Here is a 15605-nt window from a genome sequence, read left to right as displayed (position 1 = left end):
TATCAGCTCCTCGATAGTTCGACACCAATCCCCTTCGAGGAGCCTCTGATGCGCCTACCGACCATTCTCCTGGCCCTGACATGTCTTGCCGGCGCAGCTTCGGCCGAAGACCTCACGGGCACGCTCCAGAAGGTCAAGGAGACCAAGAAGATCACGCTGGGCTATCAGGAGGCCTCCGTCCCGTTCAGCTATCTCGACGGCAACCAGAAGCCGGTCGGCTTTGCCATGGACATCTGCCTCCGTATCGTCGAAGCCGTGAAGAAGCAACTCGGCATATCAGACATTTCGGTCGAGACTGTCGCGGTGACGTCCTCGAACCGGATTCCCTTGATGGTCAACGGCACGCTCGACCTGCATTGCTCGGCGACCACCAACAATGCCGACCGCCAGAAGCAGGTCGCCTTCACCAACACGCACTTCCTCAGCGCGACGCGGTTCGCGGCCAGGAAGGCGGCGAGCATCAAGACCATCGACGATCTCAAGGGCAAGGCGGTCACGGCGGTCGCGGGATCTGTGAACCTGACGCAGCTCGCCAAGGTCAATACCGAGCGCAATCTCGGCATCAACATCATGCCGGCCAAGGACCAGGCCGAGGCGTTCCTGCTGCTGGAGACCGACCGCGCCCAGGCCTATGCGCTCGACGACGTCCAGCTCGCGGTGGCGATCGCGCGGTCGAAGGAGCCGCAGGCTTACATGATCAGCGAAGAAGCGTTCTCCAAGCCTGAGCCCTACGGCATCATGCTGCGGCGGGAGGATGCGCCGTTCAAGGCGCTCGCCGATCGCGCCACCGCGGAGCTTTATGCCAGCCCCGAGATCGAGGTGCTCTACAAGAAGTGGCTGCAATCGCCGACGCCGCCGAACGGCCTCAACTACAACGTCCCGATGTCATCCGCCTTGCGCAACGCCTTCAAGAAACCGAGCTCGAGCGCCGATCCTGACGTGTACGCGGTGAACTGAGGCGAGGCGGCCGGGCGCTGACGGGCGTTATGCGACCCTGTACTCCCTGAATCGTTCGCGCAGCGCCGATTTCAGCACCTTGCCGGTGCCGGTCATCGGGAATTCGTCGAGGAATTCGACGGCGTCCGGCAGCCACCAGCTCGCGATCTTCGGACGCATGTGCTCGAGCAGCGTCTTGCCGTCGACGGTCGCTCCCTTCTTGCGGACGACGAGGAGCAGGGGGCGCTCCTGCCATTTCTCGTGGCTGATCGCGACGACGGCCGCTTGCAGCACGTCGGGGTGGGACAGGGCGATGTCCTCGAGCTGGATCGAGGAGATCCACTCGCCCCCGGACTTGATCACGTCCTTGGAACGATCGGTCAACGTGACGTGGCCTTGTGGGTCGATCACGGCCATGTCGCCGGTGATCAGCCAGCCGTCGCGGTCGAGGCCTTCGTCCAGCTTCATGTAGCCGGAGGCAACCCAGGGCCCGCGGGCGCGCAAATGGCCGACCGTCTTGCCGTCGCGCGGCAGCTCAATGCCGGCGTCGTCGACGATGCGCAAATGCGTGCCGAAGCAGGCGCGGCCGGAGACCTGGCGGCGGTCGAATTTCTCCTTCTCGCTGAGATGCTCCGAGCCCGGCCGCAGGCCCGGCATCGAGCAGCCCAGCGCCTCGGTCATGCCCCAGGCCTGGATGTAATCGACATTGTACTCGCGTTTGAGCTTCTCGACCATTGCGCGCGGCGGGGCCGAGCCCGACGACAACGTCGCGCGCAGGGTCGAGAATCTGTTGCCAGTCCGCCCAAGCCAATCGAGCAGGATCAGCCAGAAGCTCGGCACGCCCGCCGACAGTGTCACCTTCTCGCCTTCCAGCAATTCATAAAGCTTGTCCGGCTCGTAGTTGCGGCCGGGCAGCACGAGCTTCGATCCCGTATAGGGCGCTGTGAACGGCATGTTCCAGCCATTGCCGTGGAAGAGCGGCGCCATCGGCATCATCACCTCGCGCACACCTTCGACATGTCCCGGCAGGAAGTCGAAATTGCAGCAGGTCATGGTCTGCAGGATCGCGGCGCGGTGCGAGTAGATCACGCCCTTGGGATTGCCCGTCGTGCCCGAGGTGTAGCAGATCGTCGAGGCGGCCTTCTCGTCGAACTCCGGCCAGGCGAAGCCGGCATCGTTCTCGCGTCCCAGAAGCTCTTCGTAACAATGCACGTTCGCGAGCTTCGTCTCCGGCATCCGCTCGCGCGAGGACATCACGACATAGGCCTCGATCGTCTTCAGCTGCGGCGCAATCGCCTCCACGATCGTCAGCGTGGCGCGGTCGATGAAGAGCAGGCGGTCCTCGGCATGATTGATGATGTAGACGAGCTGCTCGGGAAACAGCCTGGGATTGACCGTGTGCAGCACGTAGCCCATGCCCGGCGCGGCGTAGAACATCTCGAAATGCCGGTGTGTATTCCAGGCCAGCGTTCCGACGCGATCGCCTTGCTTCATGCCGAGCCGCTTCAGCGCCAGCGCCATGCGCTTGATGCGCGGATGCGCGTCTGAGTAGGTGTAGCGATGGATGTCGCCCTCGATCTCGCGTGCGACGATCTCGGCTTCGCCATGATAATCGGCCGCATACTGGATCAGGCCGCTGATCAGCAGCGGCATGTCCATCATCAATCCCTGCATGGTCTCCCTCCGGATAGCCATGTCGTTGCATGGCGTAGGCTCGTGATTTGCGCTCGAGGTTAGCGGAACGTCACGCAGCGTTCACGCAAAAAACAATCAGCGTGATTGCATGCCGCGCTTTTTCGGCGCTAACGTGCGGTGAGCTGCCGCCGAAGCAGCATGCGCGGGAGGAATCGAATGTCAGCGGAAAGACACAAGACCGATGCAAGCGGCGCTTCTACGGTCGATATTTCCGCCCTCCGTGCCCGTTATCGCGACGAGCGCGACCGCCGTCTGCGCGCCGAGGGCAAGGCGCAGTATGTCGAGGTTGCGGGCGAGTTCGGCCGTTATCTCGACGACCCCTGGGCCGATCCCGGATTTGCGCGCGCGGCCATCAGCGAAACGACCGAAGTGCTCATCGTCGGCGGTGGCTTCGGCGGCCTGCTGTGTGGCGCGCGATTGCGCGAGGCCGGCATCGCGGATTTTCGTATCGTGGAAAAGGCCGCCGACTTCGGCGGCACCTGGTACTGGAATCGTTATCCCGGCGCCGCCTGCGATACCGAGAGCTATATCTACCTGCCGCTGCTGGAAGAGACCGGTTACATGCCGATCCGCAAATATGCCCGGGCGCCGGAGATCTACGAGCACTCGCGCCGCATCGGCCGTCATTTCGGGTTGTACGAGCGCGCGCTGTTTCAGACCGTTATCTCGCGGATGACGTGGCAGGAGCATGAGGCGCGTTGGCTGGTCGAGACCAACAGGGGCGACCAGATCCGCGCGCGCTTCGTCATCCTCGCCGGCGGACCGCTGAGCCGTCCGAAGCTGCCGGGCATTGCCGGCATCGAGACGTTCAGAGGTCACAGCTTTCACACCAGCCGCTGGGATTACGGCTACACCGGCGGCAACGCGGATGGTGGCCTGACCGGTCTTGCCGGCAAGCGCGTCGGCATCATCGGCACCGGCGCCACCGCCGTGCAATGCGTGCCGCATCTCGGCCGCTACGCCAAGGAGCTCTATGTGTTCCAGCGCACGCCGTCCGCGATCGGGGTTCGCGACGATCGTCCGACCGACCCGGCCTGGGCGCAGAGCCTCAAGCCAGGCTGGCAGCGCGAGCGCATGGACAATTTTACCGCCGTGATTTCAGGCGAGCCGTTCGAGCAGGACCTGGTGCAGGACGGCTGGACCGGCCTGCTCGGCGAGATCCTGCTGGCACCGCGCCGGCAAAAGCAGCCGGTGACCTCGATTGAGGAAGCGCTGAAGGTCATCGAGCAGGCCGACTACCGTAAGATGGAGGAGATCCGCGCGCGCGTCGACACCGTGGTCAAGGATGAGGCGACCGCGGCTGCGCTCAAGCCCTGGTACAAGGCGTTCTGCAAGCGGCCGTGCTTCCACGACGAATATCTGGACACCTTCAACCGTCCCAACGTGTATCTCGTCGATACCGGGGGAAAGGGCGTCGAACGCATCACCGAGAATGCCGTCGTCGCCGGCGGCAAGGCCTACGAGCTCGACTGCCTGATCTATGCCAGCGGCTTCGAGGTCGGCACCGATTACGCGCGCCGCATGGGCTTCGAGGTCTATGGCCGCGACGGCATGAGCCTGTCCGAGCGCTGGCAGGACGGCGTCAAGACGCTGCACGGCTTCTACAGCCGCGGTTTTCCGAACTGCTTCCTGATCGTCACCGTGCAGGCCGGCCAGAGCGCCAATTTTCCGCACATCATCGACGAGCAGTCGCAGCACATCGCCTATGTCATCAAGCAGGCGCGCGAGCGCAACGCACGCACCCTGGAGCCGACGCTTGCCGCCGAGAATGCCTGGGTCGAAGAGGTCGTCAAGGCCGCGCTCGGCCGGCAGACCTATCTCGCCGAATGCACGCCGGGCTACTACAACAACGAAGGCGTGTTCGATCCGATCGCGGCAAGAAACAGTCAATATTGGCGCGGGCCGGTGGCATTCCTGCGGTTGCTCGACAAATGGCGCAAAGAGGGCAACCTGGAAGGCCTCGAATTGTCCTATGATCAGGCCATGGAGTCGGCGCATTCCAGCGGGTAAGATTGCGCCGCCGAGCGGTACAGGACAGGAGAGGTCGGGCATGATCAGGGGCAGGGCTGTTGCGGGAGCGGTTCTTGGCGCAATGACGCTGCTCGGTTGCCTGGCATCCTCCGCCGAGGCCGCGCAATGCGGCAGCTCGCCGGCCGGCTTCGAGGCCTGGAAGCGCGAGTTCAGCGCGGAGGCGCAGGGCAAGGGCATCGGCCCCACCGCGCTGTCGGCGCTGATGCAGACGAACTATGCCAGCGCCACAATCGCGGCCGACCGCGGCCAGCGCAGCTTCTCGCTGACGCTGGACCAGTTCCTGGCCAAGCGCGGCGCCACCACCATCGTCGCCAAGGGCCGGCAGCTCAAGCAGTCGCAGGCCGCCTTGTTCGCCTCGATCGAGCAGCGCTATGGCGTCCCGCCTGGGCCGCTGATCGCGATCTGGGGCATGGAGACCGGCTTCGGCAGCCAGCGCGGCAACCAGAACATGCTGTCGTCGATTGCGACCCTCGCCTATGACTGCCGCCGTCCCGAATTCTTCACCGACCAGCTCTATGCCGCCCTGAAGCTGATCGACCGCGGTACGCTGTCGGGATCGACCCGCGGGTCCATGCATGGCGAGGTCGGCCAGACCCAGTTCATGCCCAAGAGCATTCTGGCCTACGGCACCGGCAATCTCGAAGTTGCGGCCAATGCGCTGAACTCGACGGCGAATTTCCTCAAAGCCCATGGTTGGCGTGCGGGAGCCGGATACCAGCCGGGCGAGCCCAATTTCGCTGCCATCGAGGCTTGGAATGCCGCTGGTGTCTATCAAAAGGCGATCGCGCTGATGGGCCGGCAGATCGACGAGGGCGGGAGTGCCGCGGCCTCACGCTGAGCTCTTGCTCAGCGACGTGTGATGCGACGGCGCGAGAAAGTTGTTGCCTTCTGGAACCGACGGCACGAGGTTTGCTTTGATCAAGTTCAGGGCTGGGCATGAGGAGACTCAACATGGCTACCCAGATCGTGATGGACCAAACTGGCGATACGCGCCACGAGTTTGATCCTGGCAACGCCGAGGCGCTGGCGCGAGCCGAACGGCGCTTTCGTGAGCTGACCGGAGCGGGCTTCACCGCCGCGCTTCGAACCGGACCTGGCGAAGTGACCCGGATCCGATCGTTCGATCCGACCGCGCAGGAAACGCTGTTCTATCCCCGCCTGGTCGGCGGTTGATCTGAGCTGCTCATGATCGCGGCAGTTTGGCTCCGCGCGCCGGCGCGTGCGCGCCTGCATGCGCTGCGTGAACTCTATCGCCGCTTCTTCGGCGAGAACACGCCGGATGCGCGCGGCCGCCGGCTTCTGGCCGAATGGCTGTCACCGGCGCAGCGCGCGCAATTCGAGCAATTTCGATATTTCGACGTCGTCGGTTGCGACACCGGCCGGACCTATCGCATCCACTACGGCACAGCCGCCAACGTCCACGAGGTCGATAGTGAGGGACGCGCCACGATGGGGTGGTGTTTCGTCCCGTCAGGCTTTCTGGTACCGGGCGATGTGATGTTGGCGCAGAAGATCGCGCTCGAAACGGACGAGAGGGGGGCGCTTGCGCTCGCCAACCGGTTTCCGCCGGCAACGCATTCCGAGCACTTCTACCGGAGGCCATTCTAAGAGCATGAAAAGTGCGGACGTCTTAGATCATGCTCAACGATTACCCAAAGCGCGATGACGATTCATACTAATCGCATCGCGCTTTAGCCTCGGGATGGAGGAACGCTCAGGAATGCGTGGTGCGATAGGCGTCGACCGCATGCGCCGCGAAGACGCCGACGCTGCACAGAGCGAGCAGGGCTGAGATCAGCTCGATCATAGCTCGTCCTCCCGCAGCGGCTGGGCAACGAGGTTCTGGCAGCACGAATATTCGTAGATCAGGTCGAGGATGAACTGCATATTGGCCGTCCCTGTATTTATTTTGACAACCACTTAATCGGCAATCTGTTTCAGGCGTGTTTCGTCGCATCGCGAAAGGGGTTTCGTCAGGAACCTTGCGCTGGTTTGTGCGCTGCGGGCCCGCTATATCCCTCATGGCTCAGGCGATTGAGCCGTCTCTTCGGGAGCGGCACGTCATTTTGCGAGGCAAAATCATGGCGCAGGTCGAGTGGTTCGACGATCTCACCATCGGAATGCAGTTCAAATCCCCCGAAGTCGTGGTCACCGAGGCCGACATCAAGCGCTTTGCCGCCGAGTTCGATCCGCAGCCAATGCATCTCGACCACGAGGCGGCAAAGCAGACCCTGTTCAAGGGGCTTGCTGCCTCGGGATGGCACACCGCCGCGATCGCCATGAACCTTGCGATCCAGACCCGTCCGTTCGGCCCGCATCCGCTGATCGGCGCCGGTGTGGACGGCCTGCGCTGGACCATGCCGGTGCGGCCCAACGACCGCCTGCATCTGGTCGGCGAGGTCATGAGCCTGACGCCGTCGAAATCGAAGCCGCAAGGCATCGCGCTGGTGAAATGGACCATGTTCAACCAGAACGGCGAGGAGGTTTACACCTTCACTCCGATCGCGATCGTGCCGCGGCGGGGATAGGACGGCCGCCGGCCGTTCGCCTTGCCCTCTTGCGAGCCGCCGGGAGAGGTGGTCATCTCGGCGCGGGGAACGCGCTGGAGGCCGACATGAAACGATCTCTTCTTGCCGCCGAAATTCTCGCTTGCGTCTTGAGCGCAACCGCCTCGAGCTCGAGGCCCGCGCTTGCGCAACAATCCAAGGTCGGCGACTGGACCATCGAGAAGCGCGCGCAGGACACCCATTGCAATGCCAGCCGCGGCTACAAGGACAAGGATGACGAGAACCGCGACTACGTCATCGTGATCACCTATTCCGAGCAGGCGATCGTGATCGTGATGATCTACGACGGTTGGGAATGGGACAAGGTCGGCGAGATCCTCCGGGCCGATGTCGGCACCGACGACGCCGATATCATGAAGAAGGCCAAGTGGGAGGTCATGGACAAGACCACGGTGCGCGGCATCTTCGCATACGACCAGTCGATCATGGACCGCCTAGCAAAGGCCAAGCGCCTCACGCTCGACTTCGAGGACGACGAGGATGACAGCGTCGAGATGCAGATCCCGCGGGCCGGCGAGGCGCTGGCGGCGTTGAAATTCTGCGAGGAGAACCGGAAATGATGGTCCCGCCGGGGGCGTGCCGCGGCGGGACGCTGTTCACTCGGCAGGCCCCTGGACCGGCGCCGCGCTGATGTCGCTGCCGTGATGGATCAGCGGCTTCATGCCGGTGACGGTTCTGAGCAGCACATAGAACACCGGCGTCAGGAACAGGCCGAACACGGTGACGCCGATCATGCCCGAGAACACGGCAACGCCCATCGCGCGCCGCATCTCCGAGCCCGCGCCGGTCGAGAGCACCAGCGGCAGCACGCCCATGATGAACGCCATCGACGTCATCAGGATCGGGCGTAGCCGCAAGCGGCTGGCTTCGATCGCAGCCCGGATCGGCGTGCGCCCGGCGAATTCGAGCTCGCGCGCGAATTCGACGATAAGGATCGCGTTCTTGGCGGAGAGGCCGACCAGCACGATGAGGCCGATCTGGGTGAAGACGTTGTTGTCGCCCTTGGAGATCCAGACGCCGAACATCGCGGCGAGCAAGCCCATCGGCACGATCATGATGATCGACAGCGGCAGGGTCAGACTCTCATAGAGCGCGGCCAGCACCAGGAACACCAGCAGGATCGCCAGCGGGAACACCCAGATGCCGGAATTGCCGGCTATGAACTCCTGATAGGTCAGGTCGGTCCATTCGAAGGCAAAGCCCGGCGGCAGCACCTCCGCCGCGATCCGCGTGGCTGCTTCCTGCGCCTGGCCCGATGAAAAGCCCGGCGCAGCCGCCGCGTTGATATCGGACGACAGGAAGCCGTTGTAGCGGATCGCGCGCTCCGGCCCCGCGCTCTGGCGGATGTTGAGCAGCGCCGACAATGGCACCATGTCGCCGGACGACGAGCGCACCTTCAACTGCCTGATGTCGTCGGCGCGGGCGCGGAACGGTGCGTCGGCCTGGACGCGGACCGAATAGGTGCGGCCGAACTTGTTGAAGTCGTTGACGTAGTAGGAGCCGAGGTAGATTTGCAGCGTGTTGAACACCTCGGTCACGGGCACGCCCAGCTGCAGCGCCTTGGTGCGGTCGATGTCGGCGAACAGCTGCGGCACGTTGACCTGGAAGCTGGAGAACACGCCGGCGATCTCCGGCGCCTTCTGCATCGCCGCGATGAAGGCGTTGGTGGCCTCATTCAGGGCGTCATAGCCGAGACCGGCGCGGTCCTCGATCTGCAGCTTGAAGCCGCCGATGGTGCCGAGGCCGTTGACCGGCGGCGGCGGGAACATGGCGATGAAGGCTTCCTGAATGCCGGCATATTTCTTGTTCAGCTCGGCCGCGATCGCAGGGCCGCTGAGCGAGGGATCCTTGCGCTCGTCGAACGGCTTCAGCGTCGAGAACACGATGCCGGCATTGGATGAGTTGGTGAAGCCGGAGATCGACAGGCCCGGGAAGGCTACCGAGCTCTCGACACCGGGCTGGGTCAGCGCGATGTCGCTCATCCTGCGGATCACCTCTTCGCTGCGGTCGAGCGTGGCGCCATCGGGCAGGCGGGCGAAGCCGACCAGATATTGCTTGTCCTGGCCCGGCACGAATCCGCTCGGCACCTGCTGGAACAGAAATGTGGTGAGTCCGACGAGGACCACATAAAGGCCCATCATCGCGGACTTACGCGAGATCACCTTGCCGACGCTGCCGCTGTAGTTCTCCGAGGACCGCGCGAACGCCTTGTTGAACCCGCGGAAGAACCAGCCGAGGCTCTTCTCCATGATCAGCGTCAGCCAGTCCTTCGGCTCGTTGTGGCCCTTGAGCAGCAGCGCCGACAACGCCGGAGACAGCGTCAGCGAATTGATGGCGGAGATCACCGTCGAAATCGCGATCGTCAGCGCGAACTGCTTGTAGAACTGCCCGGTGAGGCCGGAGATGAAGGCGAGCGGCACGAACACCGCGATCAGCACCAGCGCGATCGCGATGATCGGACCCGAGACCTCGCGCATCGCCTGATAGGTGGCATCGCGCGGCGACAGCCCGGACTCGATGTTGCGCTCGACGTTCTCGACCACGACGATGGCGTCGTCGACGACGATGCCGATGGCGAGCACCAGGCCGAACAGGGTGAGCGCGTTGATCGAGAAGCCGAACACGTGCATCACGGCGAAGGTGCCGACGATCGACACCGGCACTGCCAGCAGGGGGATGATCGAGGCCCGCCAGGTCTGGAGGAACAGGATCACCACCAGCACGACCAGCGCGATCGCCTCCAAGAGCGTGTGGATCACAGCCTCGATCGAGGAGCGGACGAACTGGGTGGGGTCGTAGACGATCTGATAGGACACGCCTTCCGGCATGTTCTTCTTGATCTCCGCCATGGTGGCGCGGACGTTGTCGGAGATCTGCAGCGCGTTGGAGCCCGGCGCCTGGGAGATCGGGATTGCCACCGCATGCTTGTTGTCGAGCAGCGAGCGCAGGCCGTATTCGGACGCCCCTAACTCGATGCGCGCGACATCGCGCAAGCGCACCACTTCGCCGCGCGTGCCGGTCTTGACCACGATGTCGCCGAACTGCTCTTCATTTGCGAGCCGGCCCTCCGCGTTGACGGAGAGCTGAAGATCGATGCCCTTGATGTTCGGGGAGGAGCCGACCACGCCGGCGGCGGCCTCGACGTTCTGCGCCTGGATCGCGCGCACGATGTCGCTGGCGGTCAGACCGTGCTCGGCCGCCTTCTGCGGATCGACCCAGACCCGCATCGAATAGTCGCCGGCGCCATAGAGCTGGACGTCGCCGACGCCGTCGATCCGCGCCAGCCGGTCCTTGACGTTGAGCACGGCGTAGTTGCGCAAATACGTCATGTCGTAGCGGCCGTTCGGCGACAACAGATGCACCACCATGGTGAGGTCGGGCGAGGACTTCTTGGTGATGATGCCGAGCTGGCGCACCACGGCCGGCAGGCGCGGCTCGGCCTGCTGCACGCGGTTCTGCACCAGCTGCGTCGCCTTGTCGGGATCGGTGCCGAGCCGGAACGTCACCGTCAGCGTCATCGCGCCGTCGGTGGTCGCCTGGCTCGACATGTAGAGCATGTTCTCGACGCCGTTGATCTGCTCCTCGATCGGCGTTGCCACCGTCTCCGCGATCACCTTGGGGTTGGCGCCGGGATAGGTCGCGCGCACCACCGACGGAGGGCGGCACGACGTCCGGATATTCCGAGATCGGCATCGCGAACAGCGAGATCAGCCCGGCAAGGAAGATCAGGACCGACAGCACGCCGGCGAAAATCGGACGATCGATGAAGAACTTTGACAGATTCATGGCCTTGCCCTGGGCAATATCCTGATGTTCTCCGAGACCTCCACTCGTCATTCCCCGGCGCGCGAAGCGCGAACCCGGAATCCAGAGGTGATGTGATCGGAGTTTCGTACGCTCGAGATCCCGGGTTCGCGCGATGCGCGCCCCGGGATGACGGGGTGCATTAACGCTGCACCACGTCCTGGTTGCTGTGGTTCGACGCCTGCTGCGGCCCCCGTGCGCCCATCGCCGCCACCTCCGTCTTGAGAAGGGCGCCCGGACGCACGCGTTGCAGACCGTTGACGACGATGCGGTCGCCGGACTTCAGGCCCGAGGTGACGATGCGAAGCCCATCGACGGCGCCGCCGAGCGTGACCGGCCGGTAGACGGCGCGGCTATCGTCGCCGACTGCCATCACGAACTTCTTGTCCTGGTCGGTGCCGATCGCGCGCTCGTCGATCATCACAAGCGCCTGTTGCTTCGGCTGGCCCATGCGCACGCGCGCGAACTGGCCGGGGATGAGACGCCCGTCGTCGTTGCGGAACACTGCGCGGACACGGATGGTGCCGCTCTGGCCGTTGACCTGGTTGTCGATCAGCTGGATGTTGCCCTTCGCGGACAAGCCGCCCGAGGTCGTCATCTCGACCGGGATCTGGTCGAGCTTGCCGCGTTGGCCGGAAGCATCGGCGATCGAGTTCAGCGCGCGCAGCACCACCTCTTCGTCCGCATCGAACGAGGCGTAGATCGGATTGACCGAGACCAGCGAGGTCAGCACCGGCGAGGCGGTGCCGGCGGCGACGAGATTGCCGACGGTGACCTCGATCTTGCCGACGCGGCCATCCACGGGGGCGCGCACTTCGGTGTAGTCGAGATTGAGCTTTGCGGTCTGGAGCGTTGCCTCGGCCGCCTTGACGTTGGCGATCGCTTCGCGATTGGCGTTGTCGCGCTGGTCGTAGTCGCGGCGGGTGACGACGGCGTTGCCGACGAGCTGCGCGCCGCGCTCGAGCTCGCTCTGGGTGAAGACGACGCGGGCTTTTGCGGCCTCGAGCTGGGCGGCAGCCTTGTCGACCTCGGCCGCATAGGGGGCGGGATCAATCTTGAACAGCACGTCGCCGGCTTTCACCAGCGCGCCCTCGGTGAAGTTCGCCGACATGATCGCACCCGCAACGCGGGGGCGGAGCTCGACACGGTTGATCGCCTCGAGCCTGCCGGAGAAATCGTCCCACAGCACGGTCTGCCGCGGCTCGATCATCGCGACGGTGACGGAAACGGCTTGTTCAGCTGCGGCCGCTGGTGCGGTCGCTTGTGCCGCATGAAAATAGCGGCCGGTCACGATCGAGCCGGCCGCGGCGAGGGCGCCCACGATGGCGACGCCGCCCAGAAGGCGGCGGAAACGGCCGGTGCGGGAGGTATTTTGGGAGGGATGCATTCGCGCGCTCCAGATATGTAGTGTTCACTACAGATGTGGAGCTGGATACCGCAGTGCAAGATACTTATGTACCAATCACTAAGAAAATTGTACGCCGATACCGCGACGATTGGAAGACACAAGAAAAAGAAAGCTAGAACAAATAGATAGGATCCAGCGTTAGGCTGAGACAGCACGCCGAATCCGAGGAGACAGGCACATGGGCATGGGACGCCCCCGCGAATTCGACGCCGAAACGGCGTTGGACCAGGCGATGGAAGTGTTTTGGCGCCATGGCTATGAGGGCGCGACAATTGCCCAGCTCACGGAGGCCATGGGCATTAATCCGCCCAGTCTCTACGCCTGCTTCGGCAATAAGGAAGGCCTGCTGAAGGCGGCGCTCGACCGCTACACCAAGCTGCGCAACACCTGGATGGACGAGGTGGTCGCAGCGCCCACCGCTCGCGAGGTGGCGGAGCGGATGCTGATGGGCATCGCCGACAAGCAGACCGATCCCGCCAATCCGCCCGGCTGCCTGCTCGTGCAGGGTGGCATCGCCTGCGGCACCGGCTCAGAAAACGTCCCCTTCGAACTCGCCGCCCGCCGCGCCCAGAACGAGGACCAGCTCCGCGACCGTTTCGTCCGGGCCAAGGCGGAGGGCGACCTCAAGGAGAGCGCCGATCCGGCCGCGCTGGCGCGCTATGTCTCGGCGGTGTCGGTCGGCATGGGCGTGATGGCGTCCTCAGGCGCCGATCGCGAAGCGCTGCGGCAGGTCGCTGAAGTCGCTGTGCAGGCGGTGGAGGCGCAGTCGGCGAGGGGGTAGAGAGTGGCAGCGCGCCGCGCTGAACGATGATCTGCCCGCTCGGGAGCGCGAGAGATCGCAAGCCGCTTAGCTCAAGTCGTGCAGGTCCTTTCCAAGCGGCGGTGTCAGACGAAAGTTCGAGAACACGACTTGCAGCCCCGCCCGCTCGGGTGTGCAGGCCATCGGCCCCACAAGATAGGAGCTTGCTGCCGGAAACGGCGCTAGCCGCATGAGAGGCCAGGTCTTGCCGTCGGCAGAGACTTGTAGACGAAGGACGCCGTCGGCGACGGTTGCGCGGACCCAGAAGTCTCCGGCATCATGCTCATAGGGTGCCGTTGCCCAGTCCGATCGCTCGTCGGTTAACACGCTTGCAAGCATGGCGCGGCCGTCCGACAGTTCGATGCCGGCCTTGACCCAATGTCGCGCATCGATGCGCACCATGATGCCCGCCTGATCGTAGAGCGCCTGGAAGTCGCCCTGTACACGCAAGCTGGCGGTGAATGCCTCGCCGGTTGGAAAGCCCAGGAAATGCCCGCTGTCACGATTAAAGCCGTAGTGGGTTTCGCGCCAGAAATCGGTGCCTTTGTCAGTCACGACCTGGAGGCGATCGTCCTCTGCCGTCCATCGTTTCGGTTCGTTCAACCACACGCCGTCACTTCTGAGGAGAGTCATTTCCAACCTCGATTGCCGATGCCTGCCGGGTCTCGATCCATCTGCCGGACAAGCATGGCCTCGTGCAAACTGCGATCGCGCGCGTGCATAGAGTTCGGCCTCGGGCCATCGACAGTGGTGCCGATGTCGAGGCCGGCTCGCGTTTCATAGCAGCCATGGCTTCCGACCGGTTAACGGCGTCGGCGCGAGTTGCGGATTCACGATCGGCGATCATGCAACTTTGCGCCTGTTCTGCCCGACGTGTCAAACGGCCCTCGCCGGCAGGACCCGCACCATGCGGCACGAAATTCTTCAATGATTCGTACTGTGCATGGGGTTGTTTTCGCATTTTTGTTTGAGCGTGCCCGGAGCCTGATCATCCAGCGCCGCGAACCGTGTCGATACGGGAACCCCTAAGAGTTTTTACATACAGTTCTGGCACGTTCCGCGCGTCAATATCCGCAGCCTGCAGCGTGTCTCATTGCGCGCACGAAAAGACGGGGCCTGCGGGCATCGAGGGGGCGTAAGCCATGACTGCACTTGCTTCGGACGCCGGTCGCGCCAGGAGTGGGATCGTGCCGATCCTGTTGTGCGTCGTGCCGTTCAGCCAGATTCCGCTCGATGCCTATACGCCCGGCCTGCCGCAGATGGTGGTGGATCTCACAGCTGACGCGGCCTCGATGCAGAACACCGTCACCGCCTACATGCTCGGCATGTCTCTGGCGCTGGTGCCGGTCGGTATCGCCTCGGACACCCTCGGCCGCCGAAACGTGCTGCTCGCAGGCCTGTCGGTGCTGATCGCGATGAGCATCGCCTGTGCGCTCGCCACCAGCGCGACGCTGCTGCTTGGCTTGCGCTTCCTGCAAGGCATCGGCGGCTGCACTTGTCTCGTCGTCGCCTATGCAGTCGCAGCTGATTGTTTCCGCGGCCGCGAGCTCACCGCGATCTCCGGCCTGTTGGGTGCCGCCTGGGGCCTTGCGCCGGTGCTGGCGCCGGCGGCCGGTGGCTTCATCGTCGAGCTGACCTCGTGGCGCGGCGTCTTCGTCGTCATTGCCATCGCTGCGGCGATCGTCGCCACGATCGTCGCATTTCTTCTGCCCGAAACATTGCCGGCAGAGCGGCGTGCGCCGTTCGATCCGCGCCGCACTGCCGGTATCTTGCGCGATGCGCTGGTCCGCCCGGGCTTCCTCGCCTTCGTGCTGGTCTTTGCCGCGGCGGCCAGCGCGCAGCTGGCGTTCGGCGTCGTCGCGCCGTTCTTCTACCAGACCGGTCTCGGCTATTCGGCGGCCATCTACGGCCTCGTCGCACTCGGGCTTGGCGGGGTCAATCTCGCCGGCGAGCTCGGCTGCGCGCATTTCGCGCGCGTCATGCCGGCGCGCTTGCTGGCCTTCGGCGCCTTCGCGCTGTTCCTCGCCGGCTCTGCGGTCCTGAGCGTAACGGGCATGACCCTAGGTCTGGATTTTACGTCGATCACCATCGGCGGCGCGCTGGTGCTCGGCGGCTGCGGCGTGCTGTGCCCGATGATGTACGGGATGGCGCTCGGCCTGTTCGAGCGCGACCACGGCCTGATCGGCGGCCTCATCAGCGCGCTCTGCTATCTCGCCGTGAGCGGTGCCATGGCGATCACGGCGGTGTTGCCCGAAGCGACGCAGGCGCCGATCGGATGGCTCTATCTCGGCCTCTGCGCCATTGCGGGGACGCTGCTCGCGATCTCGCTGCCGTCGGCGCGGCAAGCGACACACAGTTAAATAAG

Annotated in this window: 12 protein-coding genes and 1 pseudogene; 9 read left to right on the top strand and 4 right to left on the bottom strand. The window is 64.3% G+C overall.

Annotated elements, in window-relative coordinates; all coding sequences use genetic code 11:
* Positions 1–48 precede the first annotated feature (48 nt).
* A complete protein-coding gene (locus ABIA40_RS14885) occupies positions 49–957 on the top strand; it encodes an amino acid ABC transporter substrate-binding protein (RefSeq protein WP_404541756.1) in 909 nt (302 codons plus the stop codon).
* A gap of 27 nt (positions 958–984) precedes the next feature.
* On the opposite strand, the gene ABIA40_RS14880 is transcribed toward ABIA40_RS14885, so the two are convergent.
* Positions 985–2610, bottom strand: coding sequence for a long-chain fatty acid--CoA ligase (locus ABIA40_RS14880; protein ID WP_404541754.1), 1626 nt, complete (start codon positions 2608–2610; stop codon positions 985–987).
* A 177-nt stretch (positions 2611–2787) separates the two neighbouring features.
* On the opposite strand from ABIA40_RS14880, the gene ABIA40_RS14875 reads away from it, so the two are divergent.
* From ABIA40_RS14875 to ABIA40_RS14850, 6 genes are all read left to right on the top strand, one after another.
* Positions 2788–4641 (top strand): flavin-containing monooxygenase, encoded by a 1854-nt coding sequence (locus tag ABIA40_RS14875; protein WP_404541752.1) that lies wholly within the window; start codon positions 2788–2790, stop codon positions 4639–4641.
* A gap of 40 nt (positions 4642–4681) precedes the next feature.
* Positions 4682–5500, top strand: coding sequence for a lytic transglycosylase domain-containing protein (locus ABIA40_RS14870; RefSeq protein ID WP_036001257.1), 819 nt, complete (start codon positions 4682–4684; stop codon positions 5498–5500).
* Positions 5501–5613: 113 nt separating this feature from the next.
* Positions 5614–5835, top strand: a complete 222-nt coding sequence (locus ABIA40_RS14865; RefSeq protein ID WP_007592399.1) for a hypothetical protein — start codon at positions 5614–5616, stop codon at positions 5833–5835.
* 12 nt (positions 5836–5847) lie between these two features.
* Complete coding sequence (locus ABIA40_RS14860) at positions 5848–6270, top strand: hypothetical protein (RefSeq protein WP_036001255.1); 423 nt, start codon at positions 5848–5850, stop codon at positions 6268–6270.
* 473 nt (positions 6271–6743) lie between these two features.
* On the top strand, positions 6744–7190 hold the full coding sequence (locus ABIA40_RS14855; protein WP_036001252.1) for a MaoC family dehydratase: 447 nt from the start codon (positions 6744–6746) through the stop codon (positions 7188–7190).
* Between the two features lie 86 nt (positions 7191–7276).
* A complete protein-coding gene (locus tag ABIA40_RS14850; RefSeq protein ID WP_404541749.1) occupies positions 7277–7789 on the top strand; it encodes a hypothetical protein in 513 nt (170 codons plus the stop codon).
* Positions 7790–7825: 36 nt separating this feature from the next.
* On the opposite strand, the pseudogene ABIA40_RS14845 reads toward ABIA40_RS14850, so the two are convergent.
* Together ABIA40_RS14845 and ABIA40_RS14840 are read right to left on the bottom strand one after the other, a co-directional pair.
* Positions 7826–11015: pseudogene (locus ABIA40_RS14845) on the bottom strand (efflux RND transporter permease subunit).
* Positions 11016–11175: 160 nt separating this feature from the next.
* Positions 11176–12420, bottom strand: a complete 1245-nt coding sequence (locus tag ABIA40_RS14840; RefSeq protein WP_271547176.1) for an efflux RND transporter periplasmic adaptor subunit — start codon at positions 12418–12420, stop codon at positions 11176–11178.
* Between the two features lie 199 nt (positions 12421–12619).
* Between ABIA40_RS14840 and ABIA40_RS14835 the strand changes: the two genes are divergently transcribed.
* Positions 12620–13222 carry a TetR/AcrR family transcriptional regulator gene (locus ABIA40_RS14835; protein ID WP_271547175.1) on the top strand — a complete coding sequence of 201 codons (603 nt, stop codon included), beginning with the start codon at positions 12620–12622 and terminating at the stop codon, positions 13220–13222.
* Positions 13223–13288: 66 nt separating this feature from the next.
* Here the strand turns inward: ABIA40_RS14835 and ABIA40_RS14830 are convergent, their stop codons facing one another.
* Positions 13289–13873, bottom strand: coding sequence for a DUF1349 domain-containing protein (locus ABIA40_RS14830; RefSeq protein ID WP_271547174.1), 585 nt, complete (start codon positions 13871–13873; stop codon positions 13289–13291).
* A 509-nt stretch (positions 13874–14382) separates the two neighbouring features.
* Between ABIA40_RS14830 and ABIA40_RS14825 the strand changes: the two genes are divergently transcribed.
* Positions 14383–15600, top strand: coding sequence for a multidrug effflux MFS transporter (locus tag ABIA40_RS14825; RefSeq protein ID WP_157282266.1), 1218 nt, complete (start codon positions 14383–14385; stop codon positions 15598–15600).
* Positions 15601–15605: the final 5 nt, after the last annotated feature.

Origin of the sequence: Bradyrhizobium sp. USDA 223 (assembly GCF_044909005.1) — a bacterium.
Taxonomy (GTDB): Bacteria; Pseudomonadota; Alphaproteobacteria; order Rhizobiales; family Xanthobacteraceae; genus Bradyrhizobium; species Bradyrhizobium yuanmingense.
Note: the sequence above shows the minus strand (reverse complement) of the source record. Positions and strands in the feature narration are given on the sequence as shown.

Excerpts from the sequence above, each read along its gene's own strand:
- ABIA40_RS14855 (WP_036001252.1), top strand. The coding sequence starts at position 6,744 with ATGGCGCAGGTCGAGTGGTTCGACGATCTCACCATCGGAATGCAGTTC.
- ABIA40_RS14870 (WP_036001257.1), top strand. The coding sequence starts at position 4,682 with ATGATCAGGGGCAGGGCTGTTGCGGGAGCGGTTCTTGGCGCAATGACG.
- ABIA40_RS14875 (WP_404541752.1), top strand. The coding sequence starts at position 2,788 with ATGTCAGCGGAAAGACACAAGACCGATGCAAGCGGCGCTTCTACGGTC.
- ABIA40_RS14830 (WP_271547174.1), bottom strand. The coding sequence starts at position 13,873 with ATGACTCTCCTCAGAAGTGACGGCGTGTGGTTGAACGAACCGAAACGA.
- ABIA40_RS14885 (WP_404541756.1), top strand. The coding sequence starts at position 49 with ATGCGCCTACCGACCATTCTCCTGGCCCTGACATGTCTTGCCGGCGCA.
- ABIA40_RS14835 (WP_271547175.1), top strand. The coding sequence starts at position 12,620 with ATGGGCATGGGACGCCCCCGCGAATTCGACGCCGAAACGGCGTTGGAC.
- ABIA40_RS14860 (WP_036001255.1), top strand. The coding sequence starts at position 5,848 with ATGATCGCGGCAGTTTGGCTCCGCGCGCCGGCGCGTGCGCGCCTGCAT.
- ABIA40_RS14850 (WP_404541749.1), top strand. The coding sequence starts at position 7,277 with ATGAAACGATCTCTTCTTGCCGCCGAAATTCTCGCTTGCGTCTTGAGC.
- ABIA40_RS14865 (WP_007592399.1), top strand. The coding sequence starts at position 5,614 with ATGGCTACCCAGATCGTGATGGACCAAACTGGCGATACGCGCCACGAG.
- ABIA40_RS14880 (WP_404541754.1), bottom strand. The coding sequence starts at position 2,610 with ATGCAGGGATTGATGATGGACATGCCGCTGCTGATCAGCGGCCTGATC.
- ABIA40_RS14840 (WP_271547176.1), bottom strand. The coding sequence starts at position 12,420 with ATGCATCCCTCCCAAAATACCTCCCGCACCGGCCGTTTCCGCCGCCTT.
- ABIA40_RS14825 (WP_157282266.1), top strand. The coding sequence starts at position 14,383 with ATGACTGCACTTGCTTCGGACGCCGGTCGCGCCAGGAGTGGGATCGTG.